Source organism: Scytonema millei VB511283, from assembly GCF_000817735.3.
In the GTDB taxonomy this organism is placed as follows: Bacteria; Cyanobacteriota; Cyanobacteriia; order Cyanobacteriales; family Chroococcidiopsidaceae; genus Chroococcidiopsis; species Chroococcidiopsis millei_B.
In genome coordinates this window covers 231,117-253,248 of record NZ_JTJC03000005.1, presented here as the reverse complement: position 1 = coordinate 253,248, position 22,132 = coordinate 231,117, and the positions used below count along the sequence as shown (strand labels likewise).

The window sequence follows — 22,132 nt, the reverse complement described above, 5'->3', positions numbered from 1 at the left end:
AATGAGGGGTGAGGAGTTAGGGGCTAGGGGCTAGGGAAAATAACTCGATTATTGACTGCAAATTGAACTTTGGCACAAAGGCTATTACTGTCAATCTAAACATAGCTGAATACACTATGGGTTGTACCTATAGCCATATTTACCTAGCAATAGGGTGTGAAATGTGGGTATTGCCACTTACTACTGCTGTACGGGCGGGTTTACCTGAAATCTCGGTGACAAACAAAGTTTTTTGGTGAACCCGCCCCTACAACCATCAACTAACAACTAACAACTAACACCCAACCTCTTGCTTTTGGGCTTGAGCTTGAATGGCATAATCGCGAAATCTTTCCATATTGGCTTGCAGCGTCGATTCGACCGCACGACCTAAAAATAGGCTATCCATAATTTTGCCTAAAATCCCTGGAAAGGCATAGGCGACGCTGAGCTTAACAATGGTACTAGTGTGGCGATCGTAAAACCGAATTGCACCTTGATTTGGCAGACCATCCACAGATTCCCATTGAATAATTTGATTTGGTACTTTCTTCAAAATGCGCGAATGCCAGTCGAACTGCAATCCCCCCGTATTCAAATGCCAACGGGACAACTCAGGGTTATCCTCCAGCACTTTTACCGACTCAATCCACTTCATCCAACGCGGCATCTGCTCCAGATCTGACCACAATTCCCATACTTGGTCAATAGGAACTGGCACTTCAACCTGTACGCTATGCTCTAACCAATCTGGCATTGACTTTTCCTCTGCGTTGTTTAGTGTCTATGCGGTATCGCTCGAAGCTACTACCGCGCCTGCGTTTACCTATACAGCCGACAACTCGCCTTGGCTGGCTAGTTTTTCACTTGCCAGAATTGCTTTCGCTGCCAATCGCCCCGAAAGTGTTGCCCCTTCCATACTATCGATGTAGTCTTGCTGGGTGTAGCTCCCCGCAAGGAAGAAATTCGCGACTGGCGTAGTTTGATAAGGACGATACGGTTCCATCCCTGGTGCTTCGCGATAGAGAGACTGCGCTAACTTGACAACGCTATACCAAGTCATATTTAACTCCCGCGACGAGGGGAATAGTTCGTGGACTTGCTTGAGGACGTGTTGGGCGATCGCCTCGTTACTTTCTTTAATAAAAGGATCGCCTGGTGTTAGTACCAGTTGCAGTAAAGAACCCTGTCCCTCGCGGTAATAATCTGTCGGGCTAGTTAAAGCCAAATCTGCAAAGCAAGAAAAATCGGCATCCGGCGTATACAGTAAATTATCGATGCCTGCGGCTTGCTGCAATTGCTGGCGTTTTTGAGCGTCTTGCAGTTCTGTCACCCAACCATCAAACCGCAATTGTACCGTTGCTACTGGTACTGCTTCTAACTTATAGATGTTGTCAAATTGCGACCATTGCCGCCATGCCGCAGGTAAGAGCCGTTGAACTCCTGGTACGTCGCAAGCACACACATAGGCATCGGCAGTAATTGTTTCTTCTGTCTCGCCATTAGCAACAACTATACCCGTGACGCGGGTTTCGTCCCTATCTTCGGCAAACTGAATTTCTCTGACTCGCCGCCGCGTGTGAATTTTGACCTGCCTATCCTCTAGATACTTCACAATTGGTTTGTGCAAAAACTCATCCGGCGAACCTTCCAACATCCGCAATACAGAAGCCTCGCTTCGAGCAGCAAACATTTGGAAAATTGTCAACATACAACGAGCAGAAATATGCTCGCAGTCAATAAAACCTAAAGCATAGGCGATCGGGTTCCACATCCGTTTGATACTGCCATTGCTGCCACCCTGACGGCGGAACCAGTCAGCAAAACTGATATTGTCGAGGCTGCGGATTGTTTTCATTGCTCCCTCAAAGTCGATTAAACCCCTTACTATAGGGCTAGTAGCGAGGGCGATCGCATTTTGGACTTTATCTTGTAGTGACAGCTGCGAAGTGGTGAAAAAGGCTTTTAATCCATTAAACGGCGCACCTGTAATAAACCGAAAATCTAACGCTCCGGTGCGTCCGCCTTTATTAATAAAATTATGCACGTGTTCTTTTCGCAGTAGGTGTTCAAATGCCCCTACCTGCTTCATCAATTCAAATAGCTGGTAATAATTGCCAAAAAAGACGTGCAACCCCATCTCAACATGGTTGCCATTGGGATCTACCCAACTCCCGACTTTTCCACCTACAAAAGGGCGAGACTCATAAATCTCTACTTCCCAGCCAGCATCCGCCAACGTGACGGCAGTTGCTAGCCCAGCCAGCCCCGCACCGACAATCGCAACCCGCATGTGTTATATTTCCCGCTCAGTTTCTTTACGTATATTAACAGGGAGCAGGGAGCAGGGAGAAGAGAGCTGAGGGAGCTGAGGGAGCTGAGGGAGCTGAGGAAGGGACAAGGGAACAAGGGGGACAAGGGAGAATAATTACCCATTACCCATTACCCATTACCCATTACCAACTACCAATTCCCCACACCCTTTCTTCACTGATAACTGGTCATTGATAACTGATAACTGGTCTGGTAACTGTCGCTACGCCCAAAAAGTGGCGATCGCAGTAATCTGGGATTAAAATCTGTGAAGCAAGTATTGGCAAAGGTGCAGATCTTTGCTTAATGACGCAACAAAGCTCTGTAGGTAGTAAAAGTAGAGAAAATTTAGCATCTAACTTATGGTAGAACCTATGAAAACTCCTCATAAAGTTGTCATCGTTGGTGGCGGCTTTGCGGGGCTGTATGCAGCCAAAGCATTAGGAAAAAGTGGTTTCGATGTCACTTTAGTGGATAAGCGGAATTTTCATCTGTTTCAACCCCTGCTCTATCAAGTTGCTACGGGGACTCTATCCCCAGCCGATATTTCGTCGCCGTTGCGGGCGATTTTGAATCGACAAAAAAACACGAGAGTGCTGATGGGCGAAGTCATCGATCTCGATCCTCAACAGCAAAAAATTATTTTGCGTAATGGAGAATTAGCCTACGATAGTCTGATTGTGGCGACTGGGGTAAGTCACCATTATTTCGGTAACGACAACTGGGCAGAAGTTGCACCAGGACTCAAAACTGTAGAAGATGCTTTAGAAATGCGGCGGCGGATTTTTCTAGCTTTTGAAGCAGCTGAAAAGGAAACCGATCCAGAAAAACGTCGCGCTTGGTTGACTTTTGCGATCGCGGGCGGAGGACCAACGGGAGTAGAATTAGCGGGGGCGATCGCGGAGCTTGCTTACAGTACTTTAAAACGCGATTTCCGCAATATTGACACCAAAGAAACCCAAATCTTGCTGATAGAGGGTATGGATCGTATCCTACCACCCTACGATCCAAAGTTATCGACTCAAGCAGCGCACTCTCTAGAGCGGTTGGGCGTGACAATTAAAACCAAAACTTTGGTTACGAACGTCACCGAGGATGCTGTAACGATCCGTCAAGGTGAGAATATTGAATCTATTCCCACGCGAACGGTTTTATGGGCGGCGGGTGTGAAGGCTTCATCGATGGGAGAAGCGATCGCCCAACGCACGGGGGCGCAACTCGATCGGGCGGGACGAGTCATTGTCGAACCCGATCTAAGTCTGGCTAACTATTCCAATATTTTCATCATTGGCGATTTGGCGAATTATTCGCACCAAGATGACAAGCCTTTACCAGGAGTCGCACCCGTAGCCATGCAAGAAGGGCAATATGTAGCAGAACTGATCCAACGCAGGCTTCAGGGACAAGCTGTCATTCCTTTCCGCTACGTTGATATCGCCAGCTTAGCGGTGATCGGACGTAATGCCGCAGTGGTAGATTTGCGATTCGTCAAGTTTTCGGGAATTTTCGCTTGGCTAATCTGGTTATTCGTCCATATTTACTACCTAATTGAATTTGACAATAAGTTGGTAGTAATTTTCCAGTGGGGCTGGAACTATTTTACCCGCAAGCGAGGAGCGAGATTAATTACTGGCGAAGAATCTTTACTTCAGTTGGGAATTGATGAAAACGGTAATTATTACGCGCCCTCAGGCGATCGCTCGAACGTAGCTACTACTCACACCTAGTTAAGTTATCGGCTTGATGGTTTGTCATTTGTCATTTGTCATTTGTCATTGGTACGCACAAATATCTATTGACAAATGACTAATGATTCATTGGTTATTGGTTAAGTCTGGAGATGACAAAAGAGAAGTCGTAAGTCGTAACTAAGAAGACTAATTATTCACAAATGACAAATGACTAAGGACGAATGACTCAATTATTAGCAAGATTGCTGGCAACGCAGCCAAACATAAACTTCTTGACTTCTTTGGGAATTTTGCCAGTCGCTCTGTACTTTCTTTCTAGTTTAGAGAACTGTTCGAGATCGTATTCGTCTTGAATGCGATCGAGGACGCAAGCACAGACTTGTTTTTTACCACTTTTTTCCGTGCATTCCTGCATAAAACTTTGTACGACTTCTACCGGGTATGCATTGGTATTTGCTTCAGCTCGAACCAATGTAGGAAAGAAAAATGTGGCAGTAGAGAGAAGTGTGTATGTGAGTTGCTTTCCAGTCAGCATTTTCCGTTTAAGTTCAAAAAAATTTCATGAAGCAGACAAATCAAACATAATTTATCCGCACATTTTCTGGGTCAGAAAAATTACTGAAATTAAGATATTCTTAATTGGAAGCCAGCGATCGTTAAGTATTAATAGGGAAGTGTAAACAAGTAATACAAGTCAAAAACACTGATAAAAATCTCGTAATTTGGCGATCGCCTGTGTCAAGATGAAAAGTTACAGATTTATCAGTTATTAGTGGCTAGTGGCTGGTGACTAGTGGAACCAGAATTACTCCCCTGTCTCCCTTGTCTCCCCCCTCTCCCTTGTCCGACTTACGACTTACCAGTGAAGATTTTGACTCAGTAAGGCTGTTGCTGCTTCCCCATCTACAGCAGGAGAGAAAAAGTATCCTTGCGCGTACTCGGACTGTAAAGCTCGCAGTCGGGTAAGTTGTGTTGCGGTTTCTACTCCTTCGGCTGTCACCTCTAGTTCGAGTTGGCGAGCGAGAGTGAGGATAGTTTCCACAAGGGGGGCGTTGTCAGCGTTTTCAATTTGTGCCACAAAGGAGCGATCGACCTTTAAACCGTGAATCGGAAAGTGGTAGAGCCGCCCTAGAGATGAGTATCCCGTGCCAAAATCATCAATCCATAATTGCACGCCTAAATTTCGTAACTGCCAGAGGAGATCGGGCGCGGCTCCGGCTCCATCCATAATTGCACCTTCAGTAATCTCTAGGTGCAAGCATTCGGCACTTAATTCTGTATCCTGTAAAGCTTGCTGTACTTGCTGGCTGAGCTGAGGTTGACTGAACTGCTTGCCAGAAATATTTACACTCATCGTTAAAGGTGCGATCGCGGAAAATTGCCTTTGCCACTGAGCTAATTGAGCGCAAGCCGTGTAGAGTACCCACTGACAAATCCGGTTAATCAGTCCCGCCTCCTCTGCGGCGTGGATAAATTGGCTGGGGTTTTGCAAACCGTATTGGGGATGTTGCCAGCGAATCAGAGCCTCAAAACCGACAATTCTACCTGTAGCTAGCGAGATAATTGGTTGATAGTACAGGCGAAACTCTTGTCGTTCCACAGCATTTCTCAGATCTGTTTCCAATTGCAACAGTGCTACTGCCCTAGCGTGCATGTCAGGGTTAAATATTTGATAGCCTGACGTTCCCTGACTTTTGGCGCGATACATGGCAAGATCGGCATCTCGCAGTACGTCTTCGGAGTTGTCATAGCCAGTGGTACTCAAGGCAATACCAATACTGGCGGCGGTGAAGACTTCCTGTCCGTCTAAATGAAACGGCACAGCAAGCGCAGTATTAACTCGTTCGGCAACGCGAATTGCATCGCTAACATCGGTAATATCCTCGATCAGAATTGTAAATTCGTCTCCCCCGAGCCGCGCTACCGTATCTACAGGACGCAGGCATTCTTTCAGGCGATCGCCGATCGCCATGAGTAAGCGATCGCCCAGTAAATGCCCTAAACTATCGTTAATGACTTTAAAGCGGTCTAAATCTAGAAACAAAACGGCGAAAAAATTTTCTGGATGCCTTTTGTGATGCTCGATCGCTAATTGCAAGCGATCCATAAACAGCACGCGATTGGGTAAACCCGTGAGCGGATCGTGAAACGCATTCTGCCGCAATTGTTCTTCTACTTGTTTCAATTGGGTAATGTCGCGGCAAATCGTATTCAGTCCTACAGGTGTTCCCATTGCGTCTAAAATTAATTTGCTGCGTTCCCGAATCCAAAACACCGAGCCATCTTTACGCACTTTTCGCAGTTCGATTTCGCTCGTCGTCACTCTGTCGCGAAACATGCTCTCCATCCACTGCTGCGCCCAAGGAAGATCGGCTTCGTAAACTATCATCCAAGCCGAACTACCGATCAGTTCTTCTTGGCTATAGCCTAAATATTCAGCACTAAACTGATTTGCCGATTGGATTGTGCCATCAGGTGTCAGGGAAAAATAGGCATCGGGAGCCAGCTCGAATAATTCTTGATATCGCTTTTCACTTTCTCGTATTGCTTCAACTCTGGCGATTTCTGCTCTGAGTTGTTGACCAAAAAAAGAAGCCAAGCCACCTAATAATAAAATAGCCAAAGTCGCCACACCAATCGTAATTGCCAGCACGTAGTTATCAATGCCAGCAGGTATCTTGCTTAATTTTTGGACGCTAGGATAGAAATTGACTCCCGCCATCGCCAGATAGTGCATTCCATCAATCGCAGTTCCCGCTAAGATCGCACTTCCCAGCTTGCGCCAACTCTCAGCCGGAACCAGAACTTTAGCAGTCGGATGGAATGTCAGCCATAAGCCACAAAAGGATAAACCAACTGCACACAAATTAGAAAAAGCAACGAACCGCAAATCGTAAGTTGGTTCTGCTGCTACCAACATCGCCTGCATGGCAGTGTAATGCATCCCGATTGTCGCAAGCCCGACAAAAAAACTGCCAGACGACAACAACAGCCAATTCAACGGTAGGCGGCTGACGAGAAATAGCCCCAAACCAGCAGTCGCGATCGCCACTACCATTGACAGTAAGACGATTTCAAAGTTGTAAGAGATGGGAATTGGTAGTTGATAGGCAAGCATGGCAACAAAATGCATTGCCCAGACACTAATTCCTAAAGCGATCGCGCCGCCAACTGTCCAAAATTTCCGTGCCATTCCCCGCGCATAAATAACTTGTCCCACCAAATCTAGCGCTGTGTAAGCGCCAAAAATCGCGATCGCTAGCGAAAGAAAAACCACCCGCAGATCGTAGGTGGCGCTTAAGGCTCTACTTATCTGAATTATTTCCCGATCTACCATACTCGCTGCTGAGATTTTGGCAGCAGAAAATCCTGCCATAGGCTAATTTCTCTCAGCTTGCCATTTAAGTGCAGAGTTTTTCTCCCTCAAAAAGTATGATTTTTAACGACTATCCTACAGATTGATGCAGAACTGGAATCAAAAACTGCGTCAATGTAAATGCATCGACTCCGATTTGAGTTCTTTCTCGTTCTGCTAAAATGCCCGCTTGGGAGTGCCACCATGCCGCACACGCCGCGATCGCATCTACTGAGATATGTTGTGCGGTTGCCTGGGCAAGCAGTCCCCCTAGTAATCCAGTTAAAACATCGCCACTCCCACCCCGTGCTAATGCAGGCGTACTCTCAGGATTAATCCAGACTTGACCTGATGGATTGGCGATCGCCGTTCTCGCTCCCTTGAGCAATACCACTGCTTTGCTCGTCTGTGCTGCTTCTCGTACAGCACTAATGCGGTCTTGCATCGGGCTAGGAGCATCGGGAAATAAGCGCTTAAACTCTCCTGCATGAGGTGTGAGGACGGTTGGCGACGATCGCCGCGATAACTTTTGCGTCCCCAAAATGGCAAGAATATTCAAACCGTCTGCATCCAGAACTAGGGGGCAATCGTTGTTCAAAACTCCTTGGATAATCGGCGTAGCTTCTAAAGTCAGACCGGGACCGCAGGCAATGGCTTGAAATGATTCTAAATCGGTTCCTTCTGGTAAATCGAGCTGGGCGATCGCGCCATTATCGGTTTCGGGACAACCTACAACTAATGCTTCAGGGAGTTGCGCGTTCAGCAGGGGTTTGAGCGATTCAGGCACGGCGATCGACAGCATTCCGACACCACTTGCTCTAGCACCTAAAGCTGTCAGTAATGCACCGCCAGCATAGCGTCGCGAACCGCAAATGAGTAACAAATGCCCTTGTTTGTACTTGTGAGTGACTGGCGGACGAGTCAGGGGAAGAGTGGCGATCGCCAAGTCACTCGTCACGCGCTTGACTTTGGGCGCTTCCAAAACAGCATGTATATCTGCTGTGGGGATGTCAAAATCGATCAGTTCTACCGTACCGATATACTCTAATGCTCGATCTTGTAATAATCCTTGCTTCCACAATCCCAAACAAAAAGTTCGCGTTGCTTTAACTGCCTTTCCCAGCACTTCTCCTGTATCTGTATGCAACCCAGAAGGGAGATCGATGCTGAGAATAGGCATAGACCAGCGGTCGAGTTGGTGAATATCTGAGGCGATTGGCTCGGTGATTTGGCGTTCCATGCCAAACCCAAATAAGCCGTCGATTAACAAGTCACAATCTTGCAAGGGAGCGATCGCCTCAAAATGCGGGATGCCTAAACTCTCAGCATACTGTGCGTGTTGGTTGGTTAATTCTTTTAATTTGGCGATCGGACGGTAGATGAGAACTTCATACCCTTGGAAATGTAACTCTCGCGCCACCACTAAAGCATCACCGCCGTTATGTCCTGGTCCTACCAGCACGCCGACCCGTCGCACTTGGGGATAGGGATACAATGTTTGTACTCGTCGGGCGATCGATATCCCTACCTTTTCCATCAAAGCTGCAACTGGCATTCCCGCAGCAAATATCCGCGCCTCAATCTGGCGCATCTGCTCAGCCGTAACTACGACTTGCTCAATTTGTTTGCGTCTAGAGCGATCTGGTAGCAAAGCTCAAACCCAAAGCTTACTTTATCTAGACTACCAGCCTTATCGAGCTACAGCTTAACCTTGAATTATAAAGCTTGAGGCGATCGGCTTTTCGGGTCGTGTGGCGATCGCCGTTTGAGACATCTAGTAAGATTAACGCTAGAGTAGCAGCAGTTTACCAGGACAGATTGTATGTATTCAGTCATGCGTACTGTGGATATGACCTTGCCCCTCTGGGGTTTAGTAATTTTCATCGTATGGACGATCGCTGTCGTTGTCTCTTTGCTTGTCGTGAGAATTCGGCATCTCTCTGCTGGTGGCTCTGTCAAAGATTTCGCCACACCAAACGATGAAAGCTTGCTTTGGCGCTTATATCGCGTCCAAGCTAACTTGGTGGAGAACCTACCTTTATATTTAGGAGTTCTGTTTCTGCTAACAGTTCGAGGCGTATCTGGAACAGTGGTAGATTCACTTGTTGTCGCGTACATCGGATTTCGGCTAGCACACTCGCTGATTCACATCGCTGGCTTAAATCCGTTGTATCGAGTTTTCTGTTTAGGCAGTCAGTTTGTTTGCTTGGTTGCCTTAATTGCATTAGCAGTTTTCTAAGTTCCCGTCACATCTATTACCACTACTTCTATCTAGTTCTATCTAATAATCAAATTTTTGTAACTTTCTATGTATCGAATTTATCGCTATGAGTAATTATGTTTTTCAGCCTGGACAAAACCAGAGTAAAAATAAGTACGTTGGCTGCTGGAGAGAAACTAGTTGGTAGGAAATCCCATTGACATTTTCACCAGAAAATCTTGCATCTTTGCTTGCTCAAGGTGCTGGTTTGGAAATGACAACGTATACACATCAAGATGTTGCACATTGGTGCGATCGCTCTCATATGGCGTTTATGTACGGTGATTGACCTGTTGATGAAGATAGTACGCTCAAAATGTGTGCAGATATCACAGAAGAGGTATCAGCACAGTGGGATTTATATCTTTCCAATACTTATAGTCTAGAACAACTTCAGACACTTTGCTTTTCCAGAGTTGAGTTACCAAAACAGTGGTTTAAGAATTGGTATCAGCAGATTAGACAATTGTTGTCCCAGCCACGGCATAACAACTCTAATGCAACGGATTGCTAAGCTGCTTGTGGAGTTGCTACGATGCAGCCATCCTACCTGCCATAAGCAACTGTGCTAACTGACCAACATATCGCCGAAGCGTTAAGCCGTGCTTATATTCGCGCGATCGCTGGACGTGCCGGACTCAACTTAGCCATTCGAGAATATGACTATGGTGTAGATGGTAGCTTCGATGAAGTCATCGTACGGCAAAATCGCCGAGTCGAATCTGGCTTTTCCCTCAGTTTTCAACTCAAAGCTTCAACCCAATGGAAACTCGACTCCACCCATGTTATCTATGACCTAGAAGCGAAAACCTACAATGACTTGATTCTCAGACGCAGCATAAGAGCCGCGATACCCTGTATCCTCATTTTGTTAGCATTACCCCCCGATTCGACACAATGGCTCATTTGCGAAGAATCAGAACTGAGATTGAAAGGAACTTGCTACTGGGAATATCTCAGTGGCAACCTTAGCGGAAATCGCCAGTCTGTCAGGATCTACATTCCCCGAACCCAACGCCTCACCCCAGAATCTTTGCTAACTTTAATGGAGAATGTCAAAACAGGAGAGTGGTCATGACCCCTGAAGTTTTATCAAATTATCCTCAAATTCAGGAGCTTCGCCTTGCTGAAGTGGTCAACTATCTCCAACAAAATCACTGGATGGCGATCGATCATCCCAATCCACGGTTATTCGTGTTTGAGAAGGGTGTGGACGATCGAGGCAAACCGATTCAAATTGTTCTGCCTAGTCGAGATGATTATGAAGACAAGCTCTATTTACTAACTAAAGCAGTGAATCTGCTATCTGTCTTGCAATCCGTATCTTTCCAGGAGATTGTGGATGCAATCAATTCAGATGTAAATACTAGATAAGCCCGCTCGATGTGGCGATCGCCTCACCGATCGCCTCAAAATACTCATTGTCCGTAATAAACTCGCGCCCTTCTCAGTCCCGAAGCTCGTAGATAGCGCCGCCAATTTTCGGCTTGTTCTTTTGCCAAAAATGGTCCCACTCTTACGTGAGTCCGAGGTTCCTGACGCTGGCTGACTCTGACTGGCATTCCCATTCTTAGCTGTTGGATTCTCTGCTCGATCGCACCTAATTTATTTTGTTTAGCAGGAATGACTACGAAATAAAATTTACCTGTAAAATCTGTATCTTCTCCAGTTGAAAGATTGACAATTCGTGCATCAATGCCTTGAGATTCTAGGGCGATCGCTAGTTTTTGGGCATTAGCAGTCTGTTGAAATATTCCTGCCTGAATCACGTTTCTTTGTTGATACTGGCGCACGAATGCCGATGGCTCAAACTGTTTGATTCGTTGTAGCGTCAATGCATTCGGATTATTCACATAAACCAAGTAACTCGTAGTGCGAGGAGTAGGTACGGGATTTACTGGTAAAGGTTTAACTGGTGGGGGATTTACTGGTGCAGATGAAGGTGCTTGGAAGTCAAGTTCGCGGGGAGTGAAATTAGAATTAGAAATTCGGAATACTCGCCCTTCAGGAGAGAAGCGAGCTACGGAATTCGGAATTGATTTTTTGTTTTCAGCGACGGGTTGCGTTTGAGTAGCGTTAGCAGCTAGTGTTAACCATGTCCCTACTAATAGAGTTACGGCTGGGGCGATCGCCAGGTTCCAACTAATATCTAAATTAAAAAATTTGGCTATTATGGGAGATTGAATTTGCCGCTTCATCGTAGCTAGCCTTGTGCTTCAAGTCAAGTAGTTATTGAATATAAAACAATTTTTGCTGCATTCCCACCCACTGAGCTGAAAAATAGCTTTTGAGCTGTGTGCGAGCAACAAAAATACAAAGAAAAAATTAACCCACCCTCACTCTTACCCCCAGAGCATTTCTGCGGAAACTTTTTCTGAGTCGGGTTCGCTGCAATTTTATCTTCGGTAGATGTACGGATCGGGAGTCGGGAGTCGGGAGTCGGGGGAAGAGAGCAGAGGGGCAGAGGAGCAGGGAGCTGAGGGAGCTGAGGGAGCAAAACAATTCAAAATTCAAAATTCTTACACCCCACACCCCACACCCCACACCCTTTCTTCACTGATAACTGATAACTGATAACTGACTAAATCATTTTCTCCGGTCGGACGAGGCGATCGAATTCGGCTTCGGTGAGAAAACCCAATTCGACACAGGCTTGGCGTAAGGTGGTGCGATCGCTATATGCTTTTTTCGCGACAGCAGCAGCGCGATCGTAACCAATATGCGGGTTCAGTGCTGTGACTAGCATCAGGGAATTGGTGAGAAAATGCTGAATTTGTTCTCGATTTGGCTCAATACCAATGACTAAATGCTCCGTAAATGAGGAGCAAGCATCGGCTAATAACCGGATGGAGTGCAGTAAGTTGTGTATCATGACAGGTTTAAACACGTTTAGCTCGAAGTTACCTTGAGATCCGGCAACTGCGATCGCGGTGTCGTTTCCCATCACTTGTACGCATACCATTGTCATCGCTTCACACTGAGTGGGATTGACTTTTCCCGGCATAATTGACGATCCAGGTTCATTCGCAGGTAAAATCAGCTCTCCCAAGCCACAACGGGGACCAGAACCCAACCAGCGCAGATCGTTAGCAATTTTCATTAACGAAGTTGCTAGGGTTTTCAGCGTCCCACTGGCAGCAACGATCGCATCGTGAGCCGCTAAAGCGGCAAATTTATTTGGTGCAGAGATAAATGGTAATTGGGTGCGATCGCTAATTTTCGCCGCCACGCGATCGGCAAATTCTGGATGCGTATTCAATCCCGTACCTACTGCTGTACCACCAATTGCTAATTCATATAAATCTGGTAGTGCAGCTTGAATGCGAATTAAATCTTTTTCTAATTGAGCGATATAACCAGAAAATTCTTGTTCTAAAGTCAACGGTACGGCATCCATCAAGTGAGTGCGACCGATTTTGACAATTTCCTGAAATTCCTCAGCTTTAGCCGCCAATGCATGTCGTAATTTCTTCACCATTGGCAGCAACCGATGGTAAATCTCTTCGGCTGCGGCAATGTGCATTGCTGTCGGAAACGTATCGTTGGAAGATTGGGACATATTTACGTGGTCGTTGGGGTGAATTGGCTTTTTACTGCCCAATACTCCCCCAGCTAGCTCGATCGCGCGATTGGCAATAACTTCATTTGCATTCATGTTGGTCTGAGTGCCGCTTCCCGTCTGCCAAATTCGTAACGGAAAATGGTCGTCTAGCTTGCCAGAAATTACCTCTTCTGCGGCTTGCACGATTAAACTCGCTTTATCTTCCGGCAATTGTCCCAATTCTTGATTGACAACCGCCGCTGCTTGTTTCAAGATGCCGATCGCCCGAATCATTTCCCGTGGCATGGTATCGTTGCCAATGGCGAAGTAAATTAGCGATCGCTGGGTTTGTGCGCCCCAGTAGCGATCGTTCGGTACTTCAATTGTCCCCATACTATCGGTTTCAGTCCGAGTGCCGATTTGAGCAGTCATGGGTTCCATTAGCATTGTTCCTTAATTCACCACATCCTACATCCTATGTCACTCCAATTCGCAACTGAAAAAACTATATAAAGATTGTTTATACAATCATCGTTTATACAATATTTGTACGGGCGCACAGCTGTGCGCCCCTACTTAAACAATCGATCGCACCACTCCCCCCTCAACCCGCAAAGCTGCGCCGTTAATAGCAGACGCTAAGGGACTGGCTACGAAAGCAACTAAAGCCGCAACTTCCTCCGGCGTGGCGAAGCGTTTAATCAAAGAAGAAGGGCGAGTATTCTCGAAAAACTCTTTTTCTACCTGGCTAGGATCGATATCTTGAAACTGCGCCATATCTTGCACGAAAGTTTCTACACCTTCTGACTTGGTGGGACCTGCCAGAATCGAATTTACCGTAACGTTACTACCAACTGTAGTTTCTGCCATTCCTCGGGCTAAAGCAAGCTGTGCGGTTTTGGTTACGCCATAATGGATCATTTCAGCGGGAATATTCACAGCTGATTCGCTGGAGATAAAAATAATCCGTCCCCAGTTTTGTTGCAGCATGAGTGGTAAGTAATGCCGCGATAACCGCACGCCACTCATGACGTTAGTTTCGATAATTTCCATCCAATCTACATCTGTGATTTCGCCAAATTCCTTGGCTTGATAAATTCCCAGATTATTCACCAAAATGTCTACAACTGGTACTTGCTGAAACGTTAACTCAGCACCGACAGCAGTAGATAAATCTGCCGTTACGCCCTGTAATTTTGCCTCTGGATAAATCTGCCTAATTTTATCCATCGCACTACCAACTCGTTCTGGTTTTCTGCCATTAATCGCCACAGTTGCTCCCTCTTGGGCTAAAATCGTGGCGATCGCCAAGCCAATTCCAGCAGTAGAACCACTAATTAGGGCGATTTTGTCCGTTAGTTGAAGATCCATTCGCTCGCTCCTTACAAATTAAGGTCGCAGATTAAGGTCTAATCAAGCGATGCATATCTAAAGATGGTGGTGAAATTGTAGTCTGTGTCACCATGTCGTGAATCTGTCCTCGGTGGTGAGTTTGATGGTTGAAAAAGTGAGCGACTAATAAATTGACCGGATCTCTACAAGTTTTTCCGGCATTATTGACATACTCGATCGTCCCGTGCAAAAACTCCACAGTTAGAGCGCTAACAAAAGCTGCAATTCGCTCATCTTCTACTTGACGTGCCATCCATAATTCGTCAAAATCTTCGTAAAGAATTGCATCGAGCATAGTTGATGGTATGCGATCGCCTGCAAACCGTGTCAGCCAAATGCGATCTCCCACTAAAATATGATTGAGCGTGCCATGAATGCTCTTAAAAAATGCAGGTCGGTTTTGCTTGCGTTCTGCATCGCTTAACTGGGAACAGACTTGATATAATTTGTGATTTGCCAAACTGTTGTAGCGGGCAAGCATTTGAAAATGTTCGACAAGCATATGGCTGTCATTTGTCATTGGTGAAACAATATTTTTAGAATTGGAGGCAGATTTTCCCGAAGTGAGAACCGCTTTCCATGTATTTCAAAGCTTCTCGTGCTTCAGAAACAGGAAAAACGCGATCGATAATTGGCTTCATTTGATGTAGTGTAATTGCTTGATTCATGGCTTCAAACATTTCTCGCGAACCAACATAAATTCCGCGTACGCGCACGCTTTTCATTAATATTGACACGGTGCTAATCTCGCCACTACCACCGCTGAGAACGCCGATTAAACTAATTTGTCCCCCTATACGTACAGCCCGTAAAGATTCGTTTAAAGTTCCCGAGCCGCCAACTTCTACAACTAAATCGACACCCTCACCGCCAGCTAATTCTTTGACTGTTTTACCCCACTGGGGAGTTTGTTTGTAATTAATTGTTGCTGAAGCACCCAACTGCTTGACTTTTTCTATTTTTTCATCGCTACTGGAGGTAGCAATAACTCGCGCCCCGGCAATTTTGGCAAACTGAAGGGCAAAAATCGAAACCCCACCTGTACCTTGTACGAGGATTGTCTCGCCAGCTTGGAGGCTACCGGAGTGAAATAAGGCATTCCAAGCGGTGACGGCGGCGCAGGGTAATGTAGCTGCTTCTGCGTCTGTGAGGTGCGCTGGGACGTGTACTAAGCCATCTTCGTGCAATACTACATATTCTGCCAGCATTCCGTTTATAGCTCCACCCAAAGCGGAGTTAGTTTTTGCTGCGGTTAGTTTTCCGGCGATCCAGTCTTGGAAGAAAATACCCGCCACGCGATCGCCTACTTTCACTCGGGTCACTCCTTCCCCTACTGCTACCACCTCTCCCGCGCCATCAGAAAAGGGAATTAAAGGTAAAGGAATATTGGGATTGTATAGCCCTTTCACCACCATCAGATCGCGGTAATTTAGAGATACTGCCCGGACTTTAATTAATACTTGTCCGTAACTAGGGCTAGGATCTGGACGTTCTGCAATGTTTAGAGAGTCTAAACCGAAGGAATTCTGAATTTCATATACCTTCATTGCATTCCTCCATCTAGGTTAAGCGTTTAAAAATGTTATGTGTAACTTACTCAGGCTGCCGATCTGGTGCTGGTGTTGTTTTTTCAAATAGTTCTAGGGATGCAGCTTGACGAAATGCTCCGCAATAATGCATGGTCATTACAGCTTTAAAAGCCCAGTGATTTTGCGGTATATCGGTAAAAGGAGATGGTAGCGTTTCAGCCCGATTTTGAATGCAAGCCTCAGCAATTTGGTTAGGCGCAGATGGTGCGATCTCAGTAGGAGACTTTGAAGGCGACTTTGATTCAGATGGTTGGGTTTGCGCCTTAACTGGCACAGCAAAACTTGTCAAAAGAAGAAAAGCGATCGCAATATTTTTAATTGTCATAAATTGTCATTTGTCATTTGTCATTTGCCATATATCCAATTTCATCGCCCCCCTTAAAAAGGGGAGTTGGGGGGATCTTCTATGACGTAGTTGAAAGAAAATAGACGATCGCAACTTAAAAATGCGAACTATTCAACCTGCTTTTTACTATAAAAGATCTGAATTATTTTACTCAAGCTAACTACAATTAAAACCACAGCTAAGCTAACAGCTAAGAAAGGTAATACGAGCGCCAAGATTGACAAGACAAATGCACCGAAAGATTCAAGTGTTGCTACGACTGAATTACCGAGTCCAATTGTCAAAGCCGTAGAAGATATACGAGCAAGTCCCGTTAAGCCTTGAATTGTACCAGCTGTACCACCACCTGCGATCGCGGCTAAAGTCCACTTAAGCAAAGGATCGGTATCGGGTAGAAAAGCAGCGGTAATAGCAGTACCAATTGCGATCGCCGTTGGAGTAGCAACAGTATCTAGCAAATGGTCTAATAAAGGAATATAGTAAGCTCCCACTTCCACCACCGTCGCCACAGCAAAAGCAATGAGTGCGGGATAAGTCCCCACCCAGGCAAATCCTGAAGCCAGGGGCAAATGACCGAAAATAGCTGCAATACTCATGACTAATGGTGGAATAAAAATCCGAAAGCCACAAGCAGCACTGAGAGCTATACCGATACTAATACCTTCTATGGTGTCCATCTTCGGGGAATGGGAGACAAGGGAGACAAGGGGAACATGGGATATAAGGGAGGCGAGAAAGTAATTCTTCTAGTCACCAGTCACCAACCACTAGCCACTGATAAATGTTAGCGCTTTTCAGTGCCTTGATTGCCACCACCTTCAGCCATTTGATCGCTGCTGCCAGATTCCGGTACAGCAGAGGGTTTAGCATCGGTTTGAACTGCATTACCAGTTTTGCGAATGTCTTCCTCAACGGGGGTTTGATAGCCGCCGGAAGCTGATGACGTATTTTTTTCTTCTGACATAATTTTTTCCAAATTCATGCTAATTTGGCATCATTCTATACAGCAATGAAATTCAATCTCCTCTCTCTTACATGTAGTTTGATTTAACTTTTGCTCTACCTTTAGGAGTAATTTTGTGGAGGGGAGCAGGGAGCAGGGAGCAGGGAAAAGAGAGAGTCACCCAGCGTAGGGTCGCGCTTGGAAGTTGGGGGAGAAAAACTACTTTTGTCTCCTGTCTTCTGTCTTCTATCTCCTCAGTTTTGACTTCTGACTTTTGACTTCTGACTTCTGAGTTTTGACTTTTGACTTCCTCTATTGTGGTAAAAAATACTTAAGCTAGAATTTTGACAAGCAGTTTCACGATAAGGAAAAATGCCGTGTTCCCTTTGCGCGATGATGTTCCTACGTCAATTACACCTTATATTACCTATGGATTAATCGGTGCAAATATTGGTATTTTTCTTTACCAATTAACTCTGAACCAACAACAATTACAAGAATTTTTCTATTCGGCTGCCGTCGTACCTTGCCAATTATCAGGAAATATAGTAAGTAGATGTCCCATTCCAACGCCGCAGCAATTACCAGAATGGATGACGTTAATTTCATCTCAATTTTTGCATGGCGGCTTCTTACATATTGCCGGAAATATGCTGTTTCTCTGGATTTTTGGTAATAACGTAGAAGATCGTTTGGGGCATGTAAAATTTTTGATTTTTTATCTTACTTGTGGAGTTTTGGCAGCGTTATCTCAGTGGTTTTTCTCGCCAAATTCAACTATTCCCTCATTAGGTGCAAGTGGGGCGATCGCAGGAGTGATGGGCGCGTACATTTTGCGCTATCCCCAAGCAAGGGTATTGACTTTAGTGTTTCTGGGGTTCTTCGTGACTACCTTGCAAATTCCGGCAGTTTTTTTCTTAGGATTGTGGTTTGTTCAACAAGCTTTATATGGTGTTGCCAGCTTACAAGTTCCTAGCAATATTGGGATGGAAAGTGGCGGTGTAGCTTATTGGGCGCACGCCGGAGGATTTGTATTTGGGGCAATTCTCGCCCCAATGTTTGGACTATTGAAACGCGATTAACCTTAGGGGCGGGTTTACCGAGATCTCAATTTTGACGACAAATATTTTTGGTAAACCCGCCCGTACAGACATATGCGTGTCAGAGGTTTATTGTTTTGATTCAGATACAGATGCGATCGCTTCTGGTTGTGGTAAATTCTGTTGGGGCGATCGCTGAAACACAATTTGTAATAGTGGTGGGGCGATAAATGTGGTGACAATGACCATGACAATAATTGCTGCATCTAAGGCAGGGGGTAACACCCCAGTCGCAGAACCAATTCCAGCAAAAACAAGTCCGACTTCACCTCTAGGAATCATACCCACGCCGATCGCTAAACGATTGACTTTTTCTTGCCCGAAGACGGTGAAGCCAGTGACGACTTTACCCAGAATTGCGACAACAATCAGAAAGCTTGCCATAATCAGCCCTTCCCGATTTGCTGGGACAGCTGGGTTTAAAACACCGATGTCTGTTTTGGCACTAACAACCACAAAGAAAATCGGCACGAGAATATCTGCGATCGGTACGACCTGATTTTTCAATTCGCGACATTTTTGCGTTTCTGCTAATACTAACCCAGCAGTAAAAGCACCCAAAATTGCCTCTAATTTGATGACAGTGGCAATGTAAGATAAGGCAAAAGCGAAAATGAGTGCTGGAATTAATAATTGACCGCGAGTTTTGAGTGCATCGACTAACTGGACGAAGTAGGGATTTAACCAGCGTCCGATTAAAATTGCTCCTACTAAGAAGACGACTGAACTGAGAATCAAATAAATGATATTCGTCAATTCGACTTCTCCAGTTTTGGCAAGACTAGCAACTACGGCTAGCACGATGATACCTAAAACATCATCCAGCACCGCCGCCCCGATAATGATCTGTCCTTCCGAACGGTTGAGATAGTTGAGTTCTGCCAAAACTTTAGCCGTAATACCGATGCTAGTTGCCGTCAAAGCTGCCCCTGCAAAAACAGCTGGTACGGTGGAGATGTGGAAGAAGGCAATTAAGCCCAAAGTACCAAATAGAAACGGTGTCACGACTCCCACGATCGCGACGATTGTAGCTTGAGTTCCAACGCGCAGCAATTCTTGTAAATTGGACTCTAACCCAATTTCAAATAGCAAAATCACCACACCAATTTCCGACAGAACCGAAATCACTTCGCTGTCTATCTGAAATGTTGTCGTTACTCCATCTACACTCAATCCCGCCGTAGCTTCTAGAAATCTCATTAACAGCGAATTAGAACTGTCGCCACCACCTTCGGGAAATACCAACAGATGTAAAGCCGAGATCCCTACCACCAAGCCGCCAATCAGTTGCCCTAAAACTGGTGGTAAATTCAGCCGCGCGCATACTTCCCCGCCAATGGTACTGGCTAAGTAAATCACAACCAGACTAGCTAAGATGCCAGCGAAAATGAAGGGGGAATTGTCTGCTGTTGACGCACTCGCAAGTAGAGAAGTGCTACCGATACGGATCGACTCGAACCAGGCGATCGCGTCAAATACTGGTGCTGCGGAAATCAGTCCACCAAAATTCATGCTTTAACCTCAAGTCACTTTCTCAATTATCAGTTAACAGTTAACAGTTATCAGTTGTCAGTGATTAGTGACTAGTGGCTGGTGGCTAGTTGTTAAATTCTTTATCTAGTCACCAGCCACTCACTCTCTTACTAATGACTCTTGACCAATGACCAATTACTCAATCTTTAGATTGAAAGGCAAACGGGCATAAACTCCTAAAGGATCGTTCATTGCTTGCAGAATCGCAAGCTCGTCGCGCATTTTAGCAACTTCAACCGCGATCGGGGCTGGCAGTGCGAGTTGGTTTGCAGCAGTATTGTGACCCAACGCGGTTCTGACTCCATCAGAGACTTGCCCAAATAAGCGTTCTTCTAAAGAACGGGTTTCGGGATATTCTGCTACTTCCCAGTCATCGCCTAACTTTGCTTGCTTTGTGGCGTAGTCAATTGCTGCATCCAAGCCACCAATTTCATCGACTAATCCGATCTGTTTGGCACTGACACCCGACCAAACTCGACCTTGGGCAATTTCCTCGACTTTCTGTTGCGGTAAATCTCGTCCCTCAACAACTTTTGATAAGAATGTACTGTAGATGCGATCGACCGCGCGTTGATAGACTGCTAATTCTGCGGGAGATTTAGGGCGAGAAACAGTTTGACTGTCAGCATATTTTCCGGTTTTCACCACATCCCAGGTCACACCGTTGTTATTTGCCAGCTTTTGAAAATTTGGCAGCAGTCCAAATACGCCGATAGAACCCGTAATCGTATTAGGTTCGGCAAAAATCCGATTGGCATCGGTGACAATCCAGTAACCGCCGGAAGCTGCAACATCGCCCATAGAAACAACGACTGGTTTTTTGGCTTCCCGCGTCAGGCGGATCTCGCGTTGAATGATTTCTGAAGCTGTGGCACTTCCACCAGGACTATTTACCCGTAAGACAACAGCTTTGACATTGGGATTCTGTCGCAGTTGGCGGAAAATCCGGGCAAAGCGATCGCCTCCTACTTGTCCCGCCTCTCCTTGACCGTCAACAATATCACCTTCAGCGTAGACAATCGCCACTTTATTCTCTGAGTTACGTTCTACGCCCAACGCTTTACCAGAAACTCCAGCGTATGCACTCAAGCTAATTTGGCGGAAGGTTTTATTTTCTTTTTCCTCACCAGTTAGCTGCTTTAACTGCGCCAAAACGCGATCGAAATAGTCTACTTTGTCCACTAATCCTTGTTTTTGGGCTGTTTCTGCCAACAAGAAACCTTGACCGTCTGCGATCGCTTGTAACTGGTTGGGGCTAATTTTCCGGCTTTGACCAACTGCCGCGCGCCACTCTCCCCACAGATCGTTTAATAATTTCTCTGTCTGTTGCCGATTTTCTGGACTGAGATTTTTGCGAATTAATGGTTCTACGGCGGCTTTAAACTTACCTACCCGAATCACCTGTATTCCAACGCCAAATTTCTCCAGTGCCCCCGTTAAGAATGGAGTTGAAGCACCCAAACCATTAATCTCCATTGCGCCAAGGGGGTTCAGCACTACAGTATCCGCCACGGAACTGAGATAATATTCTTTCTCACCCCAACTTGAGCTGTAAGCAATAATTTTTTTGCCAGCAGCACGGAACTTTTCCAAGGCTCCCCGCACTTCTTTAAATTTGGCGTAGCCACTGCTGCCATCCTCTGCGCCATTGCTGCCATCGAGATAAATCCCAATAATTTTAGGGTCGCGTCTTGCCTTTTCCAGGGTATCTAGCACCGTGCGAAGGGCGATTGTACGGTTACTTTCTCCTGAAAGAGCATTCTGAATCAAAGCGCTGGTACTAGAGTTACGCGGGGCATCGGTGATGTTGAGAGATAGATCGTAAACTAAAACCGATCTATCCTTAACTTGCGGTTCGTTATCTTGAGCAGCCAAAGCCACCAAGATGACAAGCATTCCAGATATACTCAGACCAAAAAATAGTAGCAGTCCGAGCAAGGTTCCAATGGCACTAGCAAAAGTTTGTTTGAGGAAGTTACGCATTTAACTAGGGAGTAGGGAGTCAGGAGAGGGACAAGGGGGACAAGGGAGACAAGGGGAACAAGGGAGACAACTACCAACTACCAACTACCACTCTTTACTGATAACTG

General features: G+C 45.8%; 23 protein-coding genes. 7 read left to right on the top strand and 16 right to left on the bottom strand.

Features of this window, described 5'->3' with window-relative positions:
• Positions 1-274 precede the first annotated feature (274 nt).
• The 3 genes from QH73_RS18725 to QH73_RS18715 all read right to left on the bottom strand — a co-directional run bounded on the left by QH73_RS18725 (position 275) and on the right by QH73_RS18715 (position 2,681).
• Entirely contained in the window at positions 275-736 is a 462-nt protein-coding gene (locus QH73_RS18725; RefSeq protein WP_039715936.1) for an SRPBCC family protein, read from the bottom strand.
• A 69-nt stretch (positions 737-805) separates the two neighbouring features.
• Positions 806-2,272 carry a 9,9'-di-cis-zeta-carotene desaturase gene (gene zds / locus QH73_RS18720; protein ID WP_039715937.1) on the bottom strand — a complete coding sequence of 489 codons (1,467 nt, stop codon included), beginning with the start codon at positions 2,270-2,272 and terminating at the stop codon, positions 806-808.
• A gap of 208 nt (positions 2,273-2,480) precedes the next feature.
• Positions 2,481-2,681, bottom strand: coding sequence for a hypothetical protein (locus QH73_RS18715; protein ID WP_165587734.1), 201 nt, complete (start codon positions 2,679-2,681; stop codon positions 2,481-2,483).
• On the opposite strand from QH73_RS18715, the gene QH73_RS18710 reads away from it, so the two are divergent.
• Entirely contained in the window at positions 2,655-4,019 is a 1,365-nt protein-coding gene (locus QH73_RS18710; protein ID WP_039715938.1) for an NAD(P)/FAD-dependent oxidoreductase, read from the top strand. The genes QH73_RS18715 and QH73_RS18710 overlap by 27 nt on opposite strands.
• A gap of 190 nt (positions 4,020-4,209) precedes the next feature.
• Here QH73_RS18710 and QH73_RS18705 read toward each other — a convergent pair whose 3' ends face one another.
• The 3 genes from QH73_RS18705 to QH73_RS18695 form a co-directional block, all read right to left on the bottom strand.
• Positions 4,210-4,518 carry a hypothetical protein gene (locus tag QH73_RS18705; RefSeq protein WP_039715939.1) on the bottom strand — a complete coding sequence of 103 codons (309 nt, stop codon included), beginning with the start codon at positions 4,516-4,518 and terminating at the stop codon, positions 4,210-4,212.
• Positions 4,519-4,839: 321 nt separating this feature from the next.
• Positions 4,840-7,359: an EAL domain-containing protein gene (locus QH73_RS18700; RefSeq protein WP_201278220.1), complete on the bottom strand. Its 2,520-nt coding sequence runs from the start codon at positions 7,357-7,359 to the stop codon at positions 4,840-4,842.
• 70 nt (positions 7,360-7,429) lie between these two features.
• The gene (locus QH73_RS18695; protein WP_039715940.1) at positions 7,430-8,989 is read right to left on the bottom strand and encodes a bifunctional ADP-dependent NAD(P)H-hydrate dehydratase/NAD(P)H-hydrate epimerase; all 1,560 of its coding nucleotides are present in this window, start codon (positions 8,987-8,989) and stop codon (positions 7,430-7,432) included.
• Between the two features lie 171 nt (positions 8,990-9,160).
• On the opposite strand from QH73_RS18695, the gene QH73_RS18690 reads away from it, so the two are divergent.
• The 4 genes from QH73_RS18690 to QH73_RS18680 all read left to right on the top strand — a co-directional run bounded on the left by QH73_RS18690 (position 9,161) and on the right by QH73_RS18680 (position 10,972).
• The gene (locus QH73_RS18690; RefSeq protein ID WP_039715941.1) at positions 9,161-9,577 is read left to right on the top strand and encodes an MAPEG family protein; all 417 of its coding nucleotides are present in this window, start codon (positions 9,161-9,163) and stop codon (positions 9,575-9,577) included.
• 178 nt (positions 9,578-9,755) lie between these two features.
• A complete protein-coding gene (locus QH73_RS28890) occupies positions 9,756-9,887 on the top strand; it encodes a hypothetical protein (protein ID WP_286194131.1) in 132 nt (43 codons plus the stop codon).
• A 276-nt stretch (positions 9,888-10,163) separates the two neighbouring features.
• Entirely contained in the window at positions 10,164-10,676 is a 513-nt protein-coding gene (locus QH73_RS18685; RefSeq protein ID WP_039715942.1) for a DUF4365 domain-containing protein, read from the top strand.
• Complete coding sequence (locus QH73_RS18680; RefSeq protein ID WP_039715943.1) at positions 10,673-10,972, top strand: hypothetical protein; 300 nt, start codon at positions 10,673-10,675, stop codon at positions 10,970-10,972. Before QH73_RS18685 ends, QH73_RS18680 begins: the two co-directional genes overlap by 4 nt.
• A 44-nt stretch (positions 10,973-11,016) precedes the next feature.
• Here QH73_RS18680 and QH73_RS18675 read toward each other — a convergent pair whose 3' ends face one another.
• Positions 11,017-11,796, bottom strand: coding sequence for an SPOR domain-containing protein (locus tag QH73_RS18675; protein ID WP_052290091.1), 780 nt, complete (start codon positions 11,794-11,796; stop codon positions 11,017-11,019).
• Between the two features lie 211 nt (positions 11,797-12,007).
• Here QH73_RS18675 and QH73_RS18670 point away from each other — a divergent pair, with 211 nt between their 5' ends.
• Positions 12,008-12,172: a hypothetical protein gene (locus QH73_RS18670; RefSeq protein ID WP_165587733.1), complete on the top strand. Its 165-nt coding sequence runs from the start codon at positions 12,008-12,010 to the stop codon at positions 12,170-12,172.
• A 7-nt stretch (positions 12,173-12,179) separates the two neighbouring features.
• Here QH73_RS18670 and fumC read toward each other — a convergent pair whose 3' ends face one another.
• The 7 genes from fumC to QH73_RS18635 all read right to left on the bottom strand — a co-directional run bounded on the left by fumC (position 12,180) and on the right by QH73_RS18635 (position 17,430).
• On the bottom strand, positions 12,180-13,580 hold the full coding sequence (fumC, locus tag QH73_RS18665) for a class II fumarate hydratase (RefSeq protein WP_236147078.1): 1,401 nt from the start codon (positions 13,578-13,580) through the stop codon (positions 12,180-12,182).
• Positions 13,581-13,715: 135 nt separating this feature from the next.
• Positions 13,716-14,510 carry an SDR family NAD(P)-dependent oxidoreductase gene (locus QH73_RS18660; RefSeq protein WP_039715944.1) on the bottom strand — a complete coding sequence of 265 codons (795 nt, stop codon included), beginning with the start codon at positions 14,508-14,510 and terminating at the stop codon, positions 13,716-13,718.
• Between the two features lie 31 nt (positions 14,511-14,541).
• Positions 14,542-15,051 carry a DinB family protein gene (locus QH73_RS18655; RefSeq protein WP_236147077.1) on the bottom strand — a complete coding sequence of 170 codons (510 nt, stop codon included), beginning with the start codon at positions 15,049-15,051 and terminating at the stop codon, positions 14,542-14,544.
• A 16-nt stretch (positions 15,052-15,067) separates the two neighbouring features.
• Positions 15,068-16,078, bottom strand: coding sequence for a zinc-dependent alcohol dehydrogenase family protein (locus QH73_RS18650; RefSeq protein ID WP_039715946.1), 1,011 nt, complete (start codon positions 16,076-16,078; stop codon positions 15,068-15,070).
• Between the two features lie 46 nt (positions 16,079-16,124).
• Positions 16,125-16,445 carry a hypothetical protein gene (locus QH73_RS18645; RefSeq protein ID WP_039715947.1) on the bottom strand — a complete coding sequence of 107 codons (321 nt, stop codon included), beginning with the start codon at positions 16,443-16,445 and terminating at the stop codon, positions 16,125-16,127.
• 128 nt (positions 16,446-16,573) lie between these two features.
• The gene (locus QH73_RS18640) at positions 16,574-17,143 is read right to left on the bottom strand and encodes a DUF4126 domain-containing protein (RefSeq protein WP_039715948.1); all 570 of its coding nucleotides are present in this window, start codon (positions 17,141-17,143) and stop codon (positions 16,574-16,576) included.
• Between the two features lie 107 nt (positions 17,144-17,250).
• Entirely contained in the window at positions 17,251-17,430 is a 180-nt protein-coding gene (locus tag QH73_RS18635; RefSeq protein ID WP_236147076.1) for a hypothetical protein, read from the bottom strand.
• Positions 17,431-17,786: 356 nt separating this feature from the next.
• Here QH73_RS18635 and QH73_RS18630 point away from each other — a divergent pair, with 356 nt between their 5' ends.
• The gene (locus QH73_RS18630; RefSeq protein WP_039715950.1) at positions 17,787-18,491 is read left to right on the top strand and encodes a rhomboid family intramembrane serine protease; all 705 of its coding nucleotides are present in this window, start codon (positions 17,787-17,789) and stop codon (positions 18,489-18,491) included.
• A gap of 87 nt (positions 18,492-18,578) precedes the next feature.
• Here QH73_RS18630 and QH73_RS18625 read toward each other — a convergent pair whose 3' ends face one another.
• Together QH73_RS18625 and sppA are read right to left on the bottom strand one after the other, a co-directional pair.
• Positions 18,579-20,021 (bottom strand): cation:proton antiporter, encoded by a 1,443-nt coding sequence (locus QH73_RS18625; RefSeq protein ID WP_132867366.1) that lies wholly within the window; start codon positions 20,019-20,021, stop codon positions 18,579-18,581.
• A 156-nt stretch (positions 20,022-20,177) separates the two neighbouring features.
• Positions 20,178-22,025 (bottom strand): signal peptide peptidase SppA, encoded by a 1,848-nt coding sequence (gene sppA / locus QH73_RS18620; RefSeq protein WP_039715951.1) that lies wholly within the window; start codon positions 22,023-22,025, stop codon positions 20,178-20,180.
• Positions 22,026-22,132: the final 107 nt, after the last annotated feature.

What these genes read in the sequence shown, in the direction of transcription:
- QH73_RS18725 (WP_039715936.1), bottom strand. Translation starts at nt 736, where the DNA reads ATGCCAGATTGGTTAGAGCATAGCGTACAGGTTGAAGTGCCAGTTCCT.
- zds (WP_039715937.1), bottom strand. Translation starts at nt 2,272, where the DNA reads ATGCGGGTTGCGATTGTCGGTGCGGGGCTGGCTGGGCTAGCAACTGCC.
- QH73_RS18710 (WP_039715938.1), top strand. Translation starts at nt 2,655, where the DNA reads ATGGTAGAACCTATGAAAACTCCTCATAAAGTTGTCATCGTTGGTGGC.
- QH73_RS18715 (WP_165587734.1), bottom strand. Translation starts at nt 2,681, where the DNA reads ATGAGGAGTTTTCATAGGTTCTACCATAAGTTAGATGCTAAATTTTCT.
- QH73_RS18705 (WP_039715939.1), bottom strand. Translation starts at nt 4,518, where the DNA reads ATGCTGACTGGAAAGCAACTCACATACACACTTCTCTCTACTGCCACA.
- QH73_RS18700 (WP_201278220.1), bottom strand. Translation starts at nt 7,359, where the DNA reads ATGGCAGGATTTTCTGCTGCCAAAATCTCAGCAGCGAGTATGGTAGAT.
- QH73_RS18690 (WP_039715941.1), top strand. Translation starts at nt 9,161, where the DNA reads ATGTATTCAGTCATGCGTACTGTGGATATGACCTTGCCCCTCTGGGGT.
- QH73_RS18680 (WP_039715943.1), top strand. Translation starts at nt 10,673, where the DNA reads ATGACCCCTGAAGTTTTATCAAATTATCCTCAAATTCAGGAGCTTCGC.
- QH73_RS18675 (WP_052290091.1), bottom strand. Translation starts at nt 11,796, where the DNA reads ATGAAGCGGCAAATTCAATCTCCCATAATAGCCAAATTTTTTAATTTA.
- QH73_RS18670 (WP_165587733.1), top strand. Translation starts at nt 12,008, where the DNA reads ATGTACGGATCGGGAGTCGGGAGTCGGGAGTCGGGGGAAGAGAGCAGA.
- fumC (WP_236147078.1), bottom strand. Translation starts at nt 13,580, where the DNA reads ATGGAACCCATGACTGCTCAAATCGGCACTCGGACTGAAACCGATAGT.
- QH73_RS18660 (WP_039715944.1), bottom strand. Translation starts at nt 14,510, where the DNA reads ATGGATCTTCAACTAACGGACAAAATCGCCCTAATTAGTGGTTCTACT.
- QH73_RS18655 (WP_236147077.1), bottom strand. Translation starts at nt 15,051, where the DNA reads ATGACAAATGACAGCCATATGCTTGTCGAACATTTTCAAATGCTTGCC.
- QH73_RS18650 (WP_039715946.1), bottom strand. Translation starts at nt 16,078, where the DNA reads ATGAAGGTATATGAAATTCAGAATTCCTTCGGTTTAGACTCTCTAAAC.
- QH73_RS18645 (WP_039715947.1), bottom strand. Translation starts at nt 16,445, where the DNA reads ATGACAATTAAAAATATTGCGATCGCTTTTCTTCTTTTGACAAGTTTT.
- QH73_RS18640 (WP_039715948.1), bottom strand. Translation starts at nt 17,143, where the DNA reads ATGGACACCATAGAAGGTATTAGTATCGGTATAGCTCTCAGTGCTGCT.
- QH73_RS18635 (WP_236147076.1), bottom strand. Translation starts at nt 17,430, where the DNA reads ATGTCAGAAGAAAAAAATACGTCATCAGCTTCCGGCGGCTATCAAACC.
- QH73_RS18625 (WP_132867366.1), bottom strand. Translation starts at nt 20,021, where the DNA reads ATGAATTTTGGTGGACTGATTTCCGCAGCACCAGTATTTGACGCGATC.
- sppA (WP_039715951.1), bottom strand. Translation starts at nt 22,025, where the DNA reads ATGCGTAACTTCCTCAAACAAACTTTTGCTAGTGCCATTGGAACCTTG.